This window comes from Hyphomonas sp. (assembly GCF_022844445.1).
Classification (GTDB): Bacteria; Pseudomonadota; Alphaproteobacteria; order Caulobacterales; family Hyphomonadaceae; genus Hyphomonas.
Genome location: NZ_JALHLS010000003.1, coordinates 67,172 through 86,879 on the forward strand (window position 1 = coordinate 67,172; position 19,708 = coordinate 86,879).

Below are 19,708 nucleotides of genomic sequence, written 5' to 3' on the forward strand. Positions count from 1 at the left end.
CGCTACGATACGCCGCCAAGGCGCCGCGTCGAGCCGTCACGCTAGGGCAAGCCTATTTGACCGGGCGGCGCGGCCGGGGCGGCAGTTTCGTGCGACGAAATCCCTCCCCTGTCAGGCCATAGGACCGGGTCCGGTAGGGCACTTTGGGGGCGAGTTCAGTCGACACTTCCTTCGATTTGGCGGCCGAAGCCTTGCGCGCCTTTGGGCCGGGCGCAGGCGCCTTCTTTGCGGACTTCGCCTCGGCAGCCTTACCGACGCTGGCTGCGATCAGGGCGGCGCGCTCCTTGTGGCTCAGCGGGCGCCATTTGCCTTCAGGAAGGGTTCCGAGTTCGACCGGGCCGACACGGACCCGGTGCAGGTCGGCAACGCGCAGGTGCACCAGAGAACACATGCGGCGGATCTGACGATTGCGGCCTTCGTTGAGGACGAAACGCAGCGTATCCTTGCCTTCGGCGGAGACCTTCGCGGGGCGCAGCTTCCGGCCGTCGAGTTCAAGGCCGTGGCGCAGCAACGCCAGTTTCTCAGGCGTGATCTCGCCGAGCACCTTCACGACGTATTCCTTGTCGACCTCGCTGAGCGGACCGATCACGGCCTTTGCCAGCACGCCGTCTTCGGAGAGGATCAGCAGCCCGCGCGAGTCTTTGTCGAGGCGCCCGAGCGGCGCCATCTTATTGTTGCGGCCCGGGATCGCGTGCGCCTCGCCTTTGAGACGATCCTTGGTGATCAGGCGGATCGCAGGCGTCTCACCCGGCTCCGGCGTGCCGGAAACGTAGCCGACCGGCTTGTTGAGAACGATAGAGAGCTGGTTGTCGAGCTTCTGCGCCGCCTTCGACGTTAACCTGATTGTCTGTCCCGGGACGATCCGCTCGCCAAGTTCAGTGACGGTCTTGCCGTCAATCTCGACCAGCCCCTGCTCAATCAGAGCATCGGCCTCGCGGCGCGAACAGACACCTTCCAGCGCCAGCCACTTGTTGATGCGGACAGGCTCACTGCCGTCATAGGTCTTTGTCCAGGCCGCCATGATCTAATCGATTCCGAAGAGGGCGCGGCTGTTGTCGAGAAACCGGTCGCCGCCTTCCGTGATACCGGGAACGCGCCCGGGCGCAGAGGCGAGCGCCGTTTCGGCGAAGAAGCCGGCCAGCGCCATCTGACGCGCCCGGAAGTCGGCGTCCTTCTGGCGCGCGGCCAGCGCCGAACGGACGAGGAAATGGCCGCCGATAACGTCTCCGGCAAGCGCCAGATAGGCGCTGGCGCCCGCGAGTGCCTTGTCCTGCTCCTCGGCTTTCAGGCGGGCGAGCATCCAGTCGGTCGTCTCGGCCAGCGCCTTGGAGGCAGCCCACAGACGCTCCGCCAGCTGAACGAACTGCGGATCATTGGTCGATCGCGAGAGGCGCACGGTTTCGTCGATTTCGATCAGCATGGCGCGCATCGAGGCGCCGCCATTCCCGGCGAGCTTGCGGCCGACAAGGTCGATAGCTTGAATGCCGTTCGTGCCTTCATAAATCGGCGCAATGCGCGCATCGCGGTAGAGTTGAGCGGCGAGGGTTTCGGACATGAAACCCATGCCGCCATGCACCTGCACGCCGAGGCTGGCGACATCGACGCCCATGTCCGTGCTCCAGGCCTTCGCAATCGGCGTCAACAGGTCCTCGCGTGCCTTTGCGGCCGCGCGGACCGATGGCGTGTCGGACGAATGGGAGAGATCTGCGGAGACGCCGCAGGCGTAACAAATGGCGCGCGCCGCCGCGACGCGGGCGCGCATGGTGATCAGTGTACGGCGCACATCGGCGTGGTGCAGGATGGGCGCCGCGCCGGCAACGCCGCCGACTTTTCCCTGCTTGCGATCCTGCGCGTACGAGAAAGCCGCCTGATACGCGGCCTCCCCAACCGCCACGCCTTCAAGGCCTACGTTCAGCCGCGCCGAGTTCATCATCGTGAACATGCAGGCGAGCCCCTTGTTGGCCTCACCGATCAGCCAGCCGGTCGCGCCGGCATAGTCCATCACGCAGGTCGGGCTCGCATGGATGCCGATCTTCTTCTCAAGGCCGATGCAGCGCACGCCATTGCGCGGGCCCTGCGTGCCATCGGCGTTGAGGAGGAATTTCGGCACGAGGAACAGCGAGATGCCCCGCGACCCCGCCGGCGCACCCGGCAGGCGGGCGAGCACCAGATGGATGATGTTTTCCGCGAGGTCGTGGTCGCCCCAGGTGATGAAGATCTTCTGGCCGGTGATGGCGTAGCTGCCATCCGGGTTGGCCACGGCTTTGGTCGTCAGCGCGCCGACATCGCTGCCGGCCTGCGGCTCAGTCAGGTTCATCGTGCCGGTCCAGTCGCCGGCGATGAGTTTCGGCAGGTAGGTCTTTTTCTGCTCGTCTGTGCCGTGCGCCAGCAGCGCTTCGACCGCGCCGTAGCTGAGCATCGGGCAAAGGCCAAACGCCATGTTTGCGGCGTGGAACATTTCCATTACGCCAAGCGCGAGCGCGCGCGGCAAGCCCTGCCCACCCCACGCTTCCGGCGCCGCAAGGCCCATCCAGCCGCCGGCGCGGAAGGCGTCATAGGCCGCCTTGAATCCATCCGCAGCAATCACGCCGTCACCAGTCAGCCGCGCACCCTGCGAATCGCCGACCTGATTCAGCGGCGCGAGCACGTCGCGGGCGAGTTTGGCCGCTTCCTCGAGGATCGGCCGGATGATCGTCTCGTCATAAGCTTGGAGGCCCGGCAGGCCCTCAAGTTGGCCCAGACCCGCTACCGCCTTGAGAGAAAACTCAATTTCGTCGATCGGGGCGTCGTAGGCCATCAGGGTTCCATGTCGTGGATAGGAGTTATGCCAGTCGAGTGATAGTCTAAGTGATGCATGTGCCGAAAGTCTGCACTAGTTGTGCGGGCGACCCGTTGGGCATTTTGGAGACGAATACAATGAGACTTTTCCTGATTTCGGCCAGCGCGCTGGTTCTGGCTGCCTGTACCCCTGCCGCCACCCCGCCGGCCGCGCCTGAAGCCGCAGCTCCGGCTGCTGAAGTGACAGAGTCTGCCGCTGCCCCGGCGCCCGAAGTCGCCTTCGGCCAGGCCGCGACCTACAAGATCGACCCGACGCACACGTCAGTCACCTGGCGCGTCAACCACCTCGGCCTTTCGAAATATACGGCCCGTTTCAAGACGGTTGACGCGACACTGCAGTTCAACCCGGCGGACCTCGCCGCAAACTCAGTGGAAGTCACCATCGATCCGCGTTCGGTCGAAACTGACTATACGGGCGACTACAAGGGCACGCACGCTGACAGCCCCTATGCCAGCTGGAACGATGATCTCGCCCTGAACCCGGGCTGGTTCAATGCCAGCGCCCACCCGATCATCACGTTCAAGTCGACCGCCGCCACCCAGTCGAGCGCGACCACGGGCACTGTAACCGGCGACCTGACCTTCCTTGGCGTGACCAAGCCAGTAACCCTCGACGTCACCTATAATGGCATGGTCCAGATGCCCTGGGCGCCGGATCAGGACCGGATCGGCTTCTCCGCCAAGACGACCCTCAAAAGGTCTGACTTCGGCATGACCGGCAATCTCGAGTTCATCGGCGATGATGTCGAAATCATCATCGAGACCGAGTTCCTCGAAGAAGCTGCCGGCTAAACCCCATGAGTGCTGAAGCGTCCTCGTCGCGCTACACAGCCGTTGCCATCGCCCTTCACTGGGCGATGGCCGCGCTGCTCCTGTTCATGATCTGGCTTGGCTGGAACATGGAAGACAACGAGGGGCGCTTCCAGCTTCACAAATCCATCGGCATCACGATCCTATTCCTCGCGCTCGCGCGGCTTGGCTGGCGGTTCGCCAACCCGCCGCCGCCCCTGCCCGAGGGGATGCCAAAGCGTGAGAAGACCGCGTCCCATGCGGTCCACATCATTTTCTACGCCCTGATGATCGGCATTCCGCTCGGCGGCTGGCTGATGGTGTCCATCTCGCCCTTCCAGGTGTCGACCGTACTCTACGGCGTCGTGAGCTGGCCGCATCTTCCGTTCACGGAAGGCCTGCGCGGCGAGACGCTGTACGGCATCGTCGAGTTCTTCCATAGCAAGGGCGCCTGGGTCATCATCGCGCTGCTGGCGCTGCACGTGGCAGGCGCCGTTAAACACGAGATCGGCGCGGAAGACGGCGTGCTGAAACGCATGCTGCCCGGCTTATTCGGCAAGGCCAATGCGCCTGCCCTGCCTGCGCGCGGCTTTCTGTTCGCGTTTGGTGGCAGCCTTGCCCTGTTTGCTGCGATTGCCGCCACATCCCTGCTGAGTGCCGGCCCTGCAAGCTCCGCCCCGGCTCCTCTAGGCGCCACCTCGTCCAATGCCAATTGGACCGTTGACTATGCGGCGTCCGAGATCAAGTTTGCTGGCCTCTACGAAGGCAAACCCTTTGAAGGCACGTTCGCTACCTGGGCAGCCGATGTCGCCTTCTATCCGGAGGCGCTGGCGCGCTCGAAGGTCAGCGTCACCGTCGACACGCGATCGGCTTCAACCGGCAAGAAGCTCTACGATGACACCCTCAAGGGCCGCGAATGGTTCAACGTCGGAGACTTCCCTGAGGCAACCGTCGTGCTGTCAGACTTCAAACAGGCCACGAGCGGCTATACCGCGACCGCGACCATGACGCTGAAAGACAAAGCCGTCAGCGTGCCACTGAGCTTCACGCTGGATATCGACGGCAGACAAGCGCGCCTCAACGGGCAGGTCACCTTCACGCGCAAGGCGCTGGATCTCGGCCAGGGTTCAGACCCGGATGGCAAGTGGATCGGCGATCAGGTCGTTGTCACCTTGTCCGGCCGGGCGGAGCGGACACAGTAAGCGCCCGGTTTGTCAGAACGCCCGGCAGTGGTATGGCCCGGCCATGACCGCGCGCACCGTGCCCATTCTTCCGGAAACCATTGCCCTCGCCGCCGAGATCCTCGGCGAAGGCGGGCTCGTCGCCATTCCGACCGAAACTGTCTACGGCCTCGCCGCCGACGCCGCGAACCCGGAAGCGGTCGCCGCCATCTATGAGGCGAAGGGCCGGCCCCGGTTCAACCCGCTGATCGCGCATGTCTCGTCGTGGGCAATGGCTGAGCGGGAAGCCGCCTTCTCGCCGCTCGCCCGCAGATGCGCCGAAGCTTTCTGGCCGGGCGCGCTCACGTTGGTGCTGCCGGCGCGTCCCGGCGGACAGGTCTGCGACCTCGCCCGCGCCGGGCTCGACACTCTGGCGCTGCGCTGGCCGCGGCACCAGGCGGCGAGCGCGCTGATCACCGTCTTCGGGCGCCCGCTGGTCGCGCCGTCGGCCAACCGTTCCGGGCATGTCAGCCCCACCCGGGCCGAACATGTGGAAGCTGATCTCGGCGAGCGGATTGATCTCATCCTCGATGGCGGCCCCTGCGAGGTCGGCATGGAATCCACCATCCTTGGCTTCGACGGCGAGGAGCCCGTCCTGCTCCGCCCCGGCGGCATCCCGACATCGCAGATTGTAGAAGTGCTTGGCCGCCCGGTTCGCTTTCATGGCGCGGGCGACGGCATCAATGCGCCGGGCCAGCTGAAATCCCACTACGCCCCGAACGCACGGCTACGACTGAACGTGACCTCGCCGGAAGAGGGCGAAGGCTATCTGACCTTCGGCCCGGAACAGCCGGGCGGCCTGAACTTGTCGCCCAGCGGCGACCTCGTCGAGGCAGCCGCTAAGCTGTTTGCGGTATTGCGCGCCCTCGACGCCCGGTACGAACGCATAGCGGTCGGCCCGATCCCGGTGAGCGGGCTGGGCGAGGCCATAAATGATCGATTGCAGAGGGCGGCGCACCGCGAAGGCTGACGGGCGGCTCAGCCGCCCATAATGTCTTCCTTCAGCACGGTCATCATGAACTGGTACGAGGTCTCGCCTTCGTCCTCGTCTTTGTAGACGACCGCAAGGAACTCCGCGCCGAGGTAGACTTCGAGGGAATCATTTGCCTTGTCGCGTGCAAGAAGGCGCAGGCCCGGATGCAGCTTCTCCTTGAGGTAGGCCTCAAGGCGCAGGGTTTCTTCTTTGTTTATCATGGGAATTCCTGAACCAAATCAACACAGGGCGAGACTAGACGCTTCTCGCGCCGGAGCAAAGTGTTGCACTGCTAGGTATGGATCAGGTTTCGGCGGCGTCGGGAATACCCTGATCCATGCTCTGCGCCGGCTTGCAGCAGGTCGGTCCGGACACGATGCGCGCGGGAACGCCGGCAGCGGTGCACTGCGACGGCACATCCTTCAGGACCACGCTGCCCGCCGCAACCTTTGCTTCGTCGCCCACAGTGATGTTACCGAGGATCTTGGCGCCGACCGAGAGCAGCACGCCGCGCCCGATTTTCGGGTGACGGTCACCGACTTCCTTGCCGGTGCCACCCAGCGTCACGCCGTGCAACAGCGAACACCCGTCGCCCACGACGGCAGTCTCACCGATCGTGATGCCGGAGGCATGGTCGAACATCACACCGCGTCCGATTCGGGCGGCAGGATGGATATCAACGTCAAACAGTTCCGAAGACCGGCTCTGGAAGTGGAAGGCCAGCGTCTCCCGACCGGCGCGCCAAAGTTGGTGGGCGATCCGGTGGGTCTGCAGGGCCAGGTAGCCCTTGAAGAACAGGAAGGGCTGCAACATGCCCCGGCAGGCGGGATCTCGCTCGAGCACCGCCTGCATGTCGGTCTCCGCAATCGCCACCAGTTCCGGCGCGCTGTCATAAATACCGGCAATCACGTGGCGTACCTGCTGGGTCGCCATGGCCGGGCTCGCAAGCTTTTCGGCAAGATGGTAAGATAAGGCCTGGCCGAGGGTGGCGTGGTTAAGGATCGCCGCGTTGAGATAGCTCGACAGGGACGGCTCTTCAGCCGCCGCCGCGGTCGCCTCGAACCGCAGGCGTTTCCAGGCGGGTGCCGGGGCCCCAATGTCCGGATTATCGATCATGCGGGCCTCCCGACCTTTTCTGAAGGCATAAATGGCCTGCGGCGCTCGAAATTTCAATTCCCGGGCCCCGGCGCGGCGTTTTCTGTCCTTCACCTTGCTCCATTGCCGCATTAAGCCGGACAGTCATGACCAAACGCTTTCCGCCCGCGCCGCCCCGCGATCTTCCGCTCGCCGGCGCCAGACCCAGCGCAGACGCCCGCGCCTTGCTGGCCCTGCGCAAGTCCGCCAACAAACTGATCCTCGGCGAGCCCGGCCCTTCCCCGGAGGAGCTGGACGAACTCCTCGGCGTGGCAATGCGTGTGCCGGATCACCGCAAGCTTGGCCCTTGGCGGTTTGTCGTGTTCGAAGGCGAGGCCCGCACACAGTTCGGCGCCGAACTCGGACGCATCCTGCGCGGCCGCAGCGCGGCGGATCAGCAAGTTGAGGAAGCCGAGAAGTCGATGCTGCGCGCGCCGGTCGTCGTGGCCGTGATCTCAAGCCCGGTTGAGGATGGCCGCACGCCCGTCTGGGAACAGGAACTTTCAGCAGGCGCGCTCTGCTATAACTTGCTGCTTGCGGCCAATGCGAGCGGATGGGCCGGTGTGTGGCTCAGCGAATGGGCTGCTTACGACAAAGATGCGGGTGTGCTGCTTGCCCTGACTTCCAGCGAACGGGTCGCCGGTTTCGTGCATCTGGGCACCGCGAAGGCGCCGACGCCGGAGCGCGTTCGCGCGGGTCCGGAAGGCCGAATCCAGCGCTGGAAAGGCGCCTGATCAACCTCGGCCGCGATAAGACGCAACGCCGGTGTCCGGCACATAGAGGCCGTCTGGAACGGCGCCCGACTGCCAGAACACGTCTATCGGAATCCCGCCGCGCGGATACCAGTAGCCGGAAATGCGCAGCCAGCGTGCATCCGTGAACTCGAAGATCCGCTTGCCGATGGAGACCGTGCAGTCTTCGTGAAAGGCGCCATGGTTGCGGAAGCTTGTCAGGTAGAGCTTCAGGCTCTTGGACTCCACCAGCCAGTGGCCGGGCGCATAGTCGATGACGAGATGGGCGAAATCCGGCTGGCCGGTAACCGGGCAAAGCGAGGTAAACTCCGGCGCCACAAAACGTGTCAGGTACAGCGTCCCGGCATGCGGGTTGGGCACGCGTTCCAGTTCGGCGGCATCCGGAGTGGCCGGAATGGCGCTTGCCTGGCCGAGTTGGCCGAGGCCCTTGTAGATCGATTCATCAGCCATTGGGGATCAGGTTCAGCGCCGGAATGAGGTTGAAGGTGAGGCCCATGTAAGTGATGTAGCCGAGAAGGAGAACCCCGCCCTCCCATCGCGCGATTTTCCGGCCGGTCATTGCGAACAGCATCAGCAGGCACGCCGACAGGACCAGTGCACCGGCGTCCACCGACGAGATGATGCTCACTGTCTCGCCGCCGGCGAGAGCATCTGCGGTGATGTCACCGCGCACGCTGAAGGGCGAGACCAGCGCCGTGATGCCCAGAATGCCGAGGATGTTGAAGATGTTGGAGCCGATAATGTTGCCGAGCGCGACATCTGCCCGCTTCCGGTAAGCGGCGACGATAGCTGTGGCGAGTTCCGGAAGGCTGGTGCCGATGGCGACAATCGTCAGGCCAATGACGGTTTCGCTGATCCCGTACGACCGCGCCAGCGAGACCGCCCCGGTAACGAGAAAGTTGGCCCCGATGACCACGCCGGCGAGACCGGCCACCGCGATCAGAAGCCCCGCGACAAGACCATAGTGAACATCCACCGCTTCGCCTTCCGCCGAATGCAACCGCGCGGGCGGGCTGTCCTGCTTCTGGTCTGCAATCAGTGAGAACACGAGATAGGCGATCAGCAGGCCTGTCAGGACAAGGCCAGCGGTGCGGCCGAACTGGTCGAACCACAACAAGGTGCACAGCAGAGCCGTCACCGCCAGCATGACGGTTCCATCGCGGGCCAGCGCTTTCGGATTGACGAGGATGGGAGAAACCAGCGCCGCCAGGGCCAGCACCAGGAAGATGTTGGCAATGTTGGAGCCGACCACGCTGCCGATGGCGATGCCGACCGCGCCCTGGTCGACTGCCTGGAGGCTGGTGACCAATTCCGGAACTGATGTCCCGAATCCAACCAGGGTCAGGCCGATTACCATCTCAGAAATATTCAGTTTCCGGGCGACCGAGACCGCCCCCCGGACAAGGGCTTCGCCGCCCAAGAGCAACAAAAGCAGCCCGCCAAGGATGAAAAGGTACATCATTTGCTTCGAATCCTGCGGTCGTTGCGGAAATATAGGGTCACGTTCGTGTGATAGGCAATCAACACCGGGGTCGCCCGGCATTAGCATTCACCTGTCAAGTGTACGTTATGGTTTCGCAAGTACGAGTGGGCCAGTACTTGCAGTCCTGCCCCGGCAGAAAGCTGAGACAAAGATGAAAGACGCCAAACCGGCCATCGCATGGACGCTCGCCCGGCCTTTGGCCGGGGCATGCCTGCTGGCCGCAACGTCTGGCTGCACCCTGATTCCCGGGCTTCGCGGCGCCGTCTCGCAGGAGGCCCAGACCACCCCTCGCGCCTCGGTGGAAGGCATGCCCCCTGCTCTGCGGGCCCGCGCCAATCAACTGGTCCGTGTGGCAGAACCGCCGCCCCGCAGTGTGCTGGAAGCCCGCAACCGGACGAACAATTCGGCGACCTTGCTGCGTGACCTGATGTCCTCCGAAGGCTACCTGGCGGCTGACATCGTCCCCTCGCACATTGATGCCGCCGGCGACATGGCAGCCCTTGTTGCGCAACCAGGACCTCTCTTCACTATCCTGAAGCGCGACTTTGCCGGGCGTGACCAGATGGTGCCGGAAGTGGCCCTGAGGCTGGAAGAGGAGCTCAAGAAGCTGCCGCAAGGCGCGGTCGCCCGTACACAGAGTATCGAAGCGATGGATGATAGCCTCGTCCTGCAGCTGCGCCGCCAGGGCTATGCCTTCGCGCGAAGCGAGGGCATAGACGTGCTCGCCTCGCGCGAAGACGCAAATGTGGAGCTGACCTTCCTGCTTGTGCCCGGCCCGCGCGTCTCGCTCGGCAACCTCGTCATCGAAAACTCTGATGCGAGCAGCGAGAAAATGATCCGCACGCTGAAGACATGGTCGGATGGCTCACTCTACACGCCGTCAGTGATAGACCGGCTGCGCACGCGCCTGCGCGCCACAGGCCTCTATGAAGGTATCGGCGTCACCATTTCTGAAGAGCCCGGCGTGGACGGCCTGCACTCGGTCTCCGCCACACTCGTCGAAGGCAAGCCGCGCACTATCGGGGCCGGCGTCACCGCTTCGACAACCGAAGGCGTCGGTGTCGATGCCTACTGGGAACGCCGAAACCTGACTGGCCGCGCTGACCGCATACGGATCAGCACCAAAGTCGCCACACTCGCGCAGGACCTGACGGCTACTTACGAACGCCCGAACATCGGGCGCTATGGCCGGACCCTGTCGCTGGAAACCGGTGTGCGCTCAGAGCAGACCGACGCCTATGACCTGGATGGTATCAGCATCGGGGCGGCGCTGGCGCAGCCATTTTCCCGCGAGTTGTCTATGTCGGTCGGCGCCAAGCTGGACGCGACCCGCACGATCGACGAGCGCGCGCGCATTGCCGGGGGCATCGAGCGCGAACAGGTGACGCTGTCCTTCCCGGTTACGGCCAATTACTCCGATGTCGGCGACCCGCTCGATCCGCAATCGGGCTTTCGGTTCTTTGCCGGGGCGGAATCCGGTATTTCGGTCGGCGACGAGACGCCAGGCTATACGCGCTTCCAGCTTTCAGGATCCACCTACCGCGCGATAGCTGACGATGTGGTTGCGGCAGTTCGCGCCGAGTACGGCACTTTCATCGGATCTGACGCAGTTCCGCCTGACCGTCTCTTCTTCGCCGGTGGCGGCGGCACGGTCCGTGGGTACGAATACCAGAGCCTCTCGCCGCGCAATGCGTTCGGCGACCTCGTTGGCGGACGCAACCTCTTTTCTGCTTCGGCCGAACTGCGCTGGCGCGCCTCCGAGCGTTTCGGGTACGCTGTGTTTTCGGATGTGGGCGCCGCGAGCGATAATCCGGACGAAGTGTTCTCCGATGCGGCCGCATCGGTCGGTTTCGGCATCCGCTACTATCCAGGCTTTGGCCCCATCCGCCTCGATGTAGCAACCCCGCTCAACCGCCGTGATGGTGACGCACCGGTTCAGGTTTACATCTCCATCGGACAAGCTTTCTGATGGCGGGCGCTTTCAATCCCTTCGCTCTGGCACGCCGCAGGCCGGTGTCTGCAACTCTGGCCGTGCTTTTCGCCGCGCTGGCGCTGCTCGCCTTGTTCCTGCGATACTGGATTACCACGGATTCCGGCCGCGATTTCGTGATCTCGCAGATCGATGGCCGCGAAATCGCCGGTTATGGCCGCCTCAGCATCCGCAAGCTTGAAGGTGATCCGCTGGCTGACTTTTCTGTCGGCTCCATCGAAGTCCGCGATGCCTCGGGCGTCTGGCTTTCGGCGGAAACGACCCATCTTTCCTGGTCCCCTCTCCGGCTCCTGTCGCGTACGGTGGACCTCAAGGCCCTGTCGATTGCCGAAGTAAACGTGCTGCGGCGCCCGGTGCGCGCACCGCGCCCGGAGACCGGCAGAAAGCCCTGGGAAGTGCGGCTCGGCAAAGCAACCATCGACCGCCTTTTTCTTGCCGAAGGCGTCGCCGGCCCGGAATCCGCCTCAGCCATTACTGCACGCTTCCTCAACGAGCGCAACGGCTCGATCGACGCGCAGCTGCAGATCTCCCCGCTTGAAGGCGCAGGTGACCGGATCGATGCACGCATCCTCCGTGACCAGAGTTCCGAGTTCAATCTCGAAGTTGACGGCGTCGCGCCCGCCGGCGGCGTCTTTGCGCACCTTTTGCGCTTGCCGGAGAACGCCTCAGCCGTCGTCGCGGCAACTGCCGCCGGCAATCTCGACAATGGCCGCGGCGAAGCCCGCCTGACGGTCGATGGCAGCGACAAGCTCTTCGCCTCTGGCAAGATTGAAAACGGCACGGTTGATGCCAACCTCCGTGTTGACGCCGGCGCGCTGCCCATTCCGGCCGACCTCGCGACTTTTCTCGGACCGATGGCCGAGGCGGACCTCACGGCGACGTTCGAGAAAAGCGCGGTCGCCTTCAATGTTGTCAGCAGGCTTGCGGCAGGCACGGTCGACATCGCCGCGAGATCCCGCACCGACCGGTTCGAATTGACCGAGCCTGCAAAGGTCAAGGCCAACCTCGCGACGCTCGCCCCTTTCTGGGACGCGCCGCGTCTGTTCCAGCTGGACGGCACGCTCGAACAGCGCAGCACCGGCTGGCAGTACTCCGGCGAGACACGCCTCGAAGTGCGCCCGGACGCAGACCTACCGTTTGAGGCAGTGGCTGGCCCTCTGACGGTCAGCCTGGACGGCGGACGCATTCCGTTCACGGGCGACCTGAAAGCCTACAAGGTGCTCACCTCGAATGCGCAAGTGTCCCGTATTCTCGGCGACGAAGTGCGCATTTCGGGCAATGGTGTATTTGACATCGCATCCCGCCGCCTGCTGGTTGACGCGGCCGAAATCACCCACAAGACCGGCAATGCCCAGCTGCTCGGTGAAGCCGGATTTGCCGACAATACACTGAACGTTTCCGGCAAGGTGGCACAATCCATCTCCGCTCTGCCCGGAGGCTTCGGCGGCACAGCTGCCGGCTTCGTTCAAGCCAAAGGCAACCTACGGGATTTCGATCTCGGCCTCAATCTGAACCTCGCCAGCCTGACTACCAGCTTCGATGACCTCAAACCGCTGATCGATGGCCGGGGTACCATCCGCGGCCTGGTTCGCATTCGTCCCGAAGCGGGCGACATCCGCCGCCTCGATTTCCGCCTGCCCGGGCTCGAAGGGCAGGCAAACGGTCGCATTTATGGCCCCGGCAGCCCCGACCTTCGCGTCACTGCCCGGCAGCTGAAGCGTCTGGAAATCTCCGGCAGCCAGGTTGATCTCAGCGCCTTGTCGGTGCGGGTCACGCGCCAGGGCAGCGGCATGCTGGTAGCGGCCAGTTCCGAAGGCGGCCGGGCGCTCGTCAGTGGACGGAGCGTTTCCGACCTGACCGCCGTTGCCGAGATCTATATCGAGGACGGCGATCTCTCCGGGCCGGTTACGCTCACAGGACGTTCCGATGGGCAGGCCTCTGCCGCCTCGTTCGTGCTCGACCGGCGCGGCGAGACGACCCGGTTCAACAATATCGAAGGGCGCCTGGGCTCCATTGAGTTCACGGGATCTGCTGCGCTGGTCGACGGCGGCTCGCTCGAGGCAGACCTCGAAGCCGAGGCCGGCGCTTTCCAGATTGGCGGCATCACGTTTGGCAGTCTCAGCCTGAAAGGCACAGGCGGCCGCCAGGGCGACACCCCCTTCGACGTCGGCGCCACCTTTGAAGCCCGCGACATCAAACTCACGGAAAACCTCACTATCGACGCCGTAACCGGTACGCTGACAACCGTTGCGGAAGGCTACAGATTCGATGGCCGGATGACTGACAGTCAGGTACGCGCCAATACCGATCTCAACTTCCGCGGACTCGTTGCGCTCGCAGACGGGCCGCCGTCCGGCCGGCTTTCGCTATCGGGCACCCTGCTCGGCATCGCCATTACTACTCGGGAAGACATCCAATGGTCCCTGGGGCCGTCGCCGACGCTAGACGCCGATGTGTCTCTCCTGGGTGGGCGGCTGCAGGCGCGCCTGCATCCTGGCAATGAAACGAACAGCAGCTCCCTCACGATGGAGAGCCTGTCCATCGCGCCGGTACTTGCCGTGCTGGGCTATCCCGCCATCGAAGCTGTGATCTCCGGCCGTGCCAACGGACGGCTTTATGGCGAGGCACCTGAAGGCGTAATGGAAATGTCCGCAACCAGCGCCGTCTCCGGCCTAAACACGCGCATCGACTTGAAGATGAACGGCCGCCTCGACCGCCGTGCGTTGACCTTTACCGCACAGTCGAACTACGGGCCGGACATGAAAGCCAATGCTGCCGGACGTCTGCCGGTGATGGCGTCGGCGAACAGCATCGTTCAGTTCAATCAGGAACGCCCCATCGAGGTGCTTGTCGAGGTCAATGGCGACCTTGAATCGGTCCGCCTGATTGCGCTGGCTTACGGACACGATGTCGGGGGTACGCTCAGCAGCCGCACCGAAATCGGCGGGGCTCTGAGTGCGCCCCGCCTTAAGTCCGATGCAAAGATCCGCGATGGCATTTACGAGTACGGCGCAACGGGCATGGGCCTGAAGGATCTAGACGTCGACGCAAGCCTAGACGAGGGCGTGCTGACCCTAACCGGACGGGGTGCGGGCGCCGATGGGGGCACGCTTGAAATGAGTGGCCGCCTCGCCGAGGCTGAAGCCGGCGTCAGTGTGAAATTCAATCGTATACTCGTCTATGACCGGCTCGGAGACTTCGCTCGCATCTCGGGCGATGCAAAACTGACAGAAGGAGAAACGGACCGCGTTCTCAGCGGCGCGCTTGTCGTCAATGACGCACGCTTCAACATCGACAGCTTCGCCGGTAATTCCATCCGTACCCTGAATGTACGCTGGACCACAGACGATCCGGACGCCCCTCGAGAGACCCTGCTCGAAAAGCCCATCCGTCTCGCTCTGGATGTGACCGCGCCCCGCGGCGTCATCGTGCGTGGCCGCGGGCTGGACAGTGACTGGGGCGTCAACCTCGATGTCACCGGCCGGCCGGACAGCATATTGCTCAACGGCCGCGCGACGCTGGTGCGCGGGACGCTCGAACTCGCCCAGCGTCCCTTTGAATTCGACACCGGCCAGATCACGTTCGATGGCCCGGTCGACACCGCCCGCATGGCGATTTCGGCGACGCGCGAAGTGGACGGCTTTTCCGTGCGCGCGGATGTCAGCGGCGCCCCGGCGCGCCCCACCATCGAACTCACCAGTACGCCCCCGCTGCCGCAGGACGAAATTCTCTCGCGTATGCTGTTCAATAGATCATCCGTGGACCTCACGGCGCTGGAAGCCGCCGAACTCGCCACCTCGATTGCGCGCCTAGCAGGCCAGGATACCGGCATCGATCCCATCGGCGCGCTCCAGGACGGCCTCGGTTTGGATCGCCTGCGTTTCGGGATCGACAATGCCGGAAATGCCGAGGTCGGTGTTGGTCAGTATCTCGCGTCAGATGTCTACCTGGAGGTGACAACCCAGGGCGCAGCCGGAAATTCCGTCGAAGTCGAGTGGCAGCCCAGACCACAGGTATCTGTCTCCTCGGAGACAAACTCGACGGGTGAATCACGGGTATCCGTGCGCTGGAAAAAGGACTATTAGCACTTTCCGACTGGATCGTTGCCGCGCGTGTACCGTCCCCAGCATTATGAATAGATTGTTAGTTCAACGTTTTTTTTGGTACTGCATCGGTTGCCTTCCACTTCTTGTCGAGGAAAACGATAAAAGAAGCCAAAAGGTAGAAAAATGATAGAAGACACTCGAATTGCCGGATCGCGTTCTCCTACCCGGATTGATCAGATGGTCGGCGAAAAGATCAGAGAACTGCGCACCGCGCAGAATTTCACCCTTTCCGAGTTGGGTCAGGAACTCGGAATAAGCCACCAGCAGCTTCAGAAGTACGAAACCGGGACCAACCGCCTGAGTGCCGGTATGCTCGCCAGCGTGGCCCGTGTCCTGCGCGTTCCGATCGCCGAACTGTTTCAGGATGCCGAGGGCGGCACCCCCGACAAGCGTGATCCGGTCACCGAAGCCCGCGCCCGGTGCCATACGCTGATCGACCGTACGAGTTCGGTTGCCAAGCTCGAATCGATGGCAAAGGTCCTGCGCGCCCTTTCGTCCGACTGACCCGTCAGCATTCGACGACATTGACGGCCAGGCCGCCTAGGCTCGTTTCCTTGTACTTAGAGGACATGTCGAGGCCCGTCTGACGCATCGTCTCGATGACCTGATCGAGGGAGACCTTCGTCTGCTCCAGCGAATGCAGCGCCAGGCGCGCCGCATTTGCGGCCTTAACTGAACCGATGGCATTGCGCTCGATGCAGGGAATCTGCACGAGCCCGCCCACCGGGTCGCAGGTCAGACCCAGATTGTGCTCCATGGCGATCTCGGCGGCATTGCAAACCTGCTGCGGCGTGCCGCCCCACACTGCTGCAAGGCCTGCAGCCGCCATCGAGCAGGCAACGCCCACTTCGCCCTGGCATCCCATCTCAGCGCCAGAGATCGACGCGCGCTGCTTGTACAATAGGCCTACGCCCCCGGCGGTCAGCAGGAACTTCCGGACGCGAACGAAACGGTCCTCCTCATCCCAGCAATAGTGGCGAATCACGGATGGAATGATCCCCGCCGCACCGTTCGTTGGCGCGGTCACCACCTGCCCGCCTGCCGCGTTTTCCTCGTTCACTGCCATTGCGTAGACGTTCAGCCAGTCGAATAGCTGTTCGCGCTCGTTCGACGGCGGCGCGGCGCGCAGGCGCTGCCAGATTTCCGGCGCCCGTCGCCGCACCTTCAATCCGCCGGGCAGCGTGCCGGTCCGCGTCAGCCCCCGGTCAATGCAGGTCATCATCACGCCCGCAATCCGGTCCAGCGCGGCGTGCGTGTCCGCCTCGGGCCGTTTCGCCGATTCATTGGCAAGGATCACTTCATCGATACCGGTCAGCCTGTGTTGGCAGATCGCCAGCAGTTCGGCGGCCGAAATGAACGGATAGGGCACGGCCAGGCCGCCCGGCACGGTGTCGTCACGAACGGGCCGCTCCAGCTGGCGCTGCGACGCGATGAACCCGCCGCCGGTCGAATACCATGTACTGTCGACGAGCACCGCGCCTTCCTCATCGAACGCGCGCAAGCGCATGCCGTTCGGGTGCAGCTTCGGGATCACGTCAAAGGCGAGGCGAATGTCCTTGGCGGCATCGAACGCAATCGAGCGCCCATCCGGCAGTGGCAGCGCGCGTTTGGCCTCGAGCGCCGCGACACGCGCTTCTGCATCCTCGGGCTCCAGGGTTTCGGGATCGAGCCCGAGGAGGCCCAGCATCACTGCTTTGGGCGTACCATGGCCGACGCCCGTCAGCGCCAGGGATCCCTGAAGTTCGATTTCGATCCGCGCCGTGCGCGCCATCACACCGGCCTGGACCAGCTCGCCAAGAAAGCGTGCGCCAATCCGTATCGGTCCAACTGTATGCGAACTGGAGGGGCCAATCCCGATGCGGAACAGGTCGAGGACTGAAAGCATGCGCCGTTTCCCTGCGTTTCTTTTTATGTGACCGGCGGGTCAGGTGGGCGTGACGGGCATGTCCGTCACATCATGTTTGTAGATCCAGTCATACTGGCCATGTGCCACCGAGGGAAGGAACTGACCTGCAAGCCAGATCGGCCCATAGGTCGCAAGCTGCGAGAACGGATCACCGCGATGGAACAGCGCCGCGTTGTTGCGAGCACCGGCTTGCACGCGCGACGTGCGCGGCTTGCGCTGCGCCTCATACGAACTCAGCGCGTCGTGCAGATCCGGTGTTCGCGTCAACAACTGAGCAAGCACATAGGCGTCCTCGATCGCCATAACGGCGCCCTGCGCGAGGAAAGGCAGCATCGGATGGCAGGCGTCGCCCAAAAGCACGACACGTCCTTCGGACCAGTTGGAAAGCGGCAGCCGGTCATACAGTGCCCAGCGGTTGAGCACCGGCGCCTTCTCGAGGATGGAGCGGATCACCGGCGACCAGCGTTTGAAATCCTTCAGCGCCTGCTCGCGCGCACCCGTCGCCGTCCAGGATTCCGTCTCCGGCGTTTTCGATTCGACCACGGCCACGAGATTCGCAAGGCTTCCGCGCCGCAGCCGGTAGGTCACTGCATGCCGGCGTCCGCCCACCCAGACACAAGCAGACTCCGGCGGCGCATCGGCGCCCAGTTCGGAAACCGGCACCACTGCGCGCCACGCCACATGGCCGGTAAAGCGCGGTGTATCCGGCCCGATCATCTGCGCACGGATGGCCGAATGGATGCCATCTGCGCCGACCAGCAGGTCACCTTGCACGGCTGCCCCATCTTCGAGGTGCGCCGTAACCGAGCCTTCGTCTTGCGAATAGGAAATCACGCGCCGCCCGAGATGCAGCGCGTCCGGCGCGCGATCCTCCAGCGCCCCGGCGAGTGCCTCGACAAGGTCTGCGCGATGAACATGCAGGTATTCCCCGCCCCACCGCGCGCGCGAAGCATCCCGCAGCGGGATCGACAGGATGCGGCCGCCGCCCTTGCCGAATCTCAGCTCCTGCGACCTGGGCCGGAAAGCATCCTTCTCCACGCGCGCACTGACGCCCAGCGCCTCGAACACGCGCATACCATTGGGACTAATCTGGAGGCCTGCGCCGACTTCATCCAGCACCGGAGACTGCTCGAGCACGGTGACCCTGTGGCCGCACTTGAGAAAGGCGAGCGCGGCGCTCAGCCCTCCGATCCCTCCGCCTGATATCAGGACATGCATGTTGCCTGGCCTGGATCAGCGGGTTGCGGGGCTATTTCGGACGCGACGGATCTTCACGGCCGCCAATCAGGACGAACCGGCGGTCGCAATACTTGCACTCAACAAAATCCTCGTCGCCCATCTCGTACCACACCTTGGGATGACCCATCGCACCGCCCCCCCCGTTGCAGGAGACCTTACGGCTGGTGACCATCGAGATTTCAGGCGGCGTAAAGACATCGCGCTTGAGAGGCATGGTGAAACTCCGGCAGGACTGACGCGGGGGGCCGCTTGCCCCTGTACAACCTGATCCCTAACTAGAGTCTGGGCAGGCGCCTTGCAAGGCGCGCCGAATGCCGCGACGAAAGACCGCCATGCCAGATCCCAAATACGCCATCGAAGTCCGCGACCTGCGAAAAACCTATGCAGCGACCGGGAAAATGCAGGAAAAGCAGGCCCTTAAGGGCATCTCCCTGCAGATTCCCACGGGCTCGATATTCGGCCTCCTCGGGCCGAACGGGGCGGGAAAGTCCACTTTCATCAACATCCTGGCCGGCCTCGTGAAGAAAACCTCCGGCACCGCGGAGATCTGGGGCCTCGATATCGACGCGCATCCCCGCCAGAGCCGCGCCGCCATCGGCGTCGTGAATCAGGAAGTCGTCGCCGACCCCTTCTTCACCCCCTTCGAAATGCTGGAACTGATGGCTGGCTTCTACGGCGTGCCGAAAGCAGAGCGGCGGTCTGTGGAAATCCTTACCGCCCTCGGCCTCGCCGACAAGAAAGACGCCTACGTGCGCCAGCTCTCCGGCGGCATGAAACGCCGCCTGATGGTCGCCAAGGCGCTCGTCCACAATCCGCCCGTCCTGATACTGGATGAGCCGACGGCGGGCGTGGATGTCGAGCTGCGCCGCCTGATGTGGGATTATGTACGCGAACTGCACGCCAACGGCACCACGGTTATCCTGACGACGCACTATCTCGAAGAAGCCGAAGAACTTTGTGATACCATTGCCATCGTCAACCACGGCGAAATCATCGCCTGCGAGCCGACGTCAAAGCTGCTCTCACGCCTCGACTACAAGACCCTGATCATCACGCCGCGCGAGCCGATCACGGCCATTCCCGCCGAACTCGCCATGCATGAGCCGAAGCTGCGCCCGGACGGCACGCTCGCCATCACCTTCAAAACGGCCGAAACCGGCATCGGGCGCCTCCTCGAGAAGGTGCGCGCTGCCGGCATCAGCATTGCGGATCTGTCGACGAAATCTCCTGATCTCGAAGACGTCTTCATCGCCCTGACGAGCGACAAGGTCGCCTGAG

The 19,708-nt window shown here is 63.8% G+C and carries 17 protein-coding genes; 8 read left to right on the top strand and 9 right to left on the bottom strand.

Annotated elements, in window-relative coordinates; translation table 11 throughout:
* Positions 1-52: 52 nt before the first annotated feature.
* Together Q0C17_RS05000 and Q0C17_RS05005 are read right to left on the bottom strand one after the other, a co-directional pair.
* Positions 53-1,021 (bottom strand): pseudouridine synthase, encoded by a 969-nt coding sequence (locus Q0C17_RS05000; protein ID WP_291202265.1) that lies wholly within the window; start codon positions 1,019-1,021, stop codon positions 53-55.
* Positions 1,022-1,024: 3 nt separating this feature from the next.
* Positions 1,025-2,797 (bottom strand): acyl-CoA dehydrogenase, encoded by a 1,773-nt coding sequence (locus Q0C17_RS05005; protein ID WP_291202268.1) that lies wholly within the window; start codon positions 2,795-2,797, stop codon positions 1,025-1,027.
* A 119-nt stretch (positions 2,798-2,916) separates the two neighbouring features.
* Here Q0C17_RS05005 and Q0C17_RS05010 point away from each other — a divergent pair, with 119 nt between their 5' ends.
* From Q0C17_RS05010 to Q0C17_RS05020, 3 genes are read left to right on the top strand one after another with little or no spacing between them, the layout of a single operon-like run.
* A complete protein-coding gene (locus Q0C17_RS05010; RefSeq protein ID WP_291202271.1) occupies positions 2,917-3,630 on the top strand; it encodes a YceI family protein in 714 nt (237 codons plus the stop codon).
* Positions 3,631-3,635: 5 nt separating this feature from the next.
* The gene (locus Q0C17_RS05015) at positions 3,636-4,829 is read left to right on the top strand and encodes a cytochrome b/b6 domain-containing protein (protein WP_291202274.1); all 1,194 of its coding nucleotides are present in this window, start codon (positions 3,636-3,638) and stop codon (positions 4,827-4,829) included.
* Between the two features lie 43 nt (positions 4,830-4,872).
* A complete protein-coding gene (locus tag Q0C17_RS05020) occupies positions 4,873-5,817 on the top strand; it encodes an L-threonylcarbamoyladenylate synthase (RefSeq protein ID WP_291202277.1) in 945 nt (314 codons plus the stop codon).
* 8 nt (positions 5,818-5,825) lie between these two features.
* Here the strand turns inward: Q0C17_RS05020 and Q0C17_RS05025 are convergent, their stop codons facing one another.
* Together Q0C17_RS05025 and cysE are read right to left on the bottom strand one after the other, a co-directional pair.
* Positions 5,826-6,041, bottom strand: a complete 216-nt coding sequence (locus tag Q0C17_RS05025) for a DUF3126 family protein (protein ID WP_291202280.1) — start codon at positions 6,039-6,041, stop codon at positions 5,826-5,828.
* Between the two features lie 82 nt (positions 6,042-6,123).
* On the bottom strand, positions 6,124-6,936 hold the full coding sequence (gene cysE / locus Q0C17_RS05030) for a serine O-acetyltransferase (RefSeq protein WP_291202283.1): 813 nt from the start codon (positions 6,934-6,936) through the stop codon (positions 6,124-6,126).
* A 125-nt stretch (positions 6,937-7,061) separates the two neighbouring features.
* Between cysE and Q0C17_RS05035 the strand changes: the two genes are divergently transcribed.
* Entirely contained in the window at positions 7,062-7,688 is a 627-nt protein-coding gene (locus Q0C17_RS05035; RefSeq protein WP_291202287.1) for a nitroreductase, read from the top strand.
* On the opposite strand, the gene queF is transcribed toward Q0C17_RS05035, so the two are convergent.
* Positions 7,689-8,156 (bottom strand): preQ(1) synthase, encoded by a 468-nt coding sequence (gene queF / locus Q0C17_RS05040; RefSeq protein ID WP_291202290.1) that lies wholly within the window; start codon positions 8,154-8,156, stop codon positions 7,689-7,691.
* The gene (locus Q0C17_RS05045) at positions 8,149-9,168 is read right to left on the bottom strand and encodes a calcium/sodium antiporter (RefSeq protein ID WP_291202293.1); all 1,020 of its coding nucleotides are present in this window, start codon (positions 9,166-9,168) and stop codon (positions 8,149-8,151) included. The genes queF and Q0C17_RS05045 overlap by 8 nt, the downstream gene beginning before the upstream one ends.
* A 172-nt stretch (positions 9,169-9,340) precedes the next feature.
* On the opposite strand from Q0C17_RS05045, the gene Q0C17_RS05050 reads away from it, so the two are divergent.
* From Q0C17_RS05050 to Q0C17_RS05060, 3 genes are all read left to right on the top strand, one after another.
* Positions 9,341-11,158: a BamA/TamA family outer membrane protein gene (locus Q0C17_RS05050; RefSeq protein WP_291202296.1), complete on the top strand. Its 1,818-nt coding sequence runs from the start codon at positions 9,341-9,343 to the stop codon at positions 11,156-11,158.
* A complete protein-coding gene (locus Q0C17_RS05055; RefSeq protein WP_291202299.1) occupies positions 11,158-15,264 on the top strand; it encodes a translocation/assembly module TamB domain-containing protein in 4,107 nt (1,368 codons plus the stop codon). The genes Q0C17_RS05050 and Q0C17_RS05055 overlap by 1 nt, the downstream gene beginning before the upstream one ends.
* Positions 15,265-15,462: 198 nt before the next feature.
* Positions 15,463-15,789 carry a helix-turn-helix transcriptional regulator gene (locus Q0C17_RS05060; RefSeq protein WP_291202301.1) on the top strand — a complete coding sequence of 109 codons (327 nt, stop codon included), beginning with the start codon at positions 15,463-15,465 and terminating at the stop codon, positions 15,787-15,789.
* 4 nt (positions 15,790-15,793) lie between these two features.
* Here Q0C17_RS05060 and Q0C17_RS05065 read toward each other — a convergent pair whose 3' ends face one another.
* Genes Q0C17_RS05065 through Q0C17_RS05075 form a run of 3 tightly spaced genes read right to left on the bottom strand, consistent with a single transcriptional unit; the run spans position 15,794 to position 18,644 of the window.
* Entirely contained in the window at positions 15,794-17,170 is a 1,377-nt protein-coding gene (locus Q0C17_RS05065) for an L-serine ammonia-lyase (protein ID WP_291202304.1), read from the bottom strand.
* A gap of 39 nt (positions 17,171-17,209) precedes the next feature.
* Positions 17,210-18,409, bottom strand: a complete 1,200-nt coding sequence (locus tag Q0C17_RS05070; protein ID WP_291202307.1) for an FAD-dependent monooxygenase — start codon at positions 18,407-18,409, stop codon at positions 17,210-17,212.
* Positions 18,410-18,440: 31 nt separating this feature from the next.
* Complete coding sequence (locus tag Q0C17_RS05075; RefSeq protein WP_291202309.1) at positions 18,441-18,644, bottom strand: zinc-finger domain-containing protein; 204 nt, start codon at positions 18,642-18,644, stop codon at positions 18,441-18,443.
* Between the two features lie 118 nt (positions 18,645-18,762).
* Here Q0C17_RS05075 and Q0C17_RS05080 point away from each other — a divergent pair, with 118 nt between their 5' ends.
* Entirely contained in the window at positions 18,763-19,707 is a 945-nt protein-coding gene (locus tag Q0C17_RS05080; RefSeq protein ID WP_291202312.1) for an ABC transporter ATP-binding protein, read from the top strand.
* The last annotated feature ends 1 nt before the right edge of the window (position 19,708 follow it).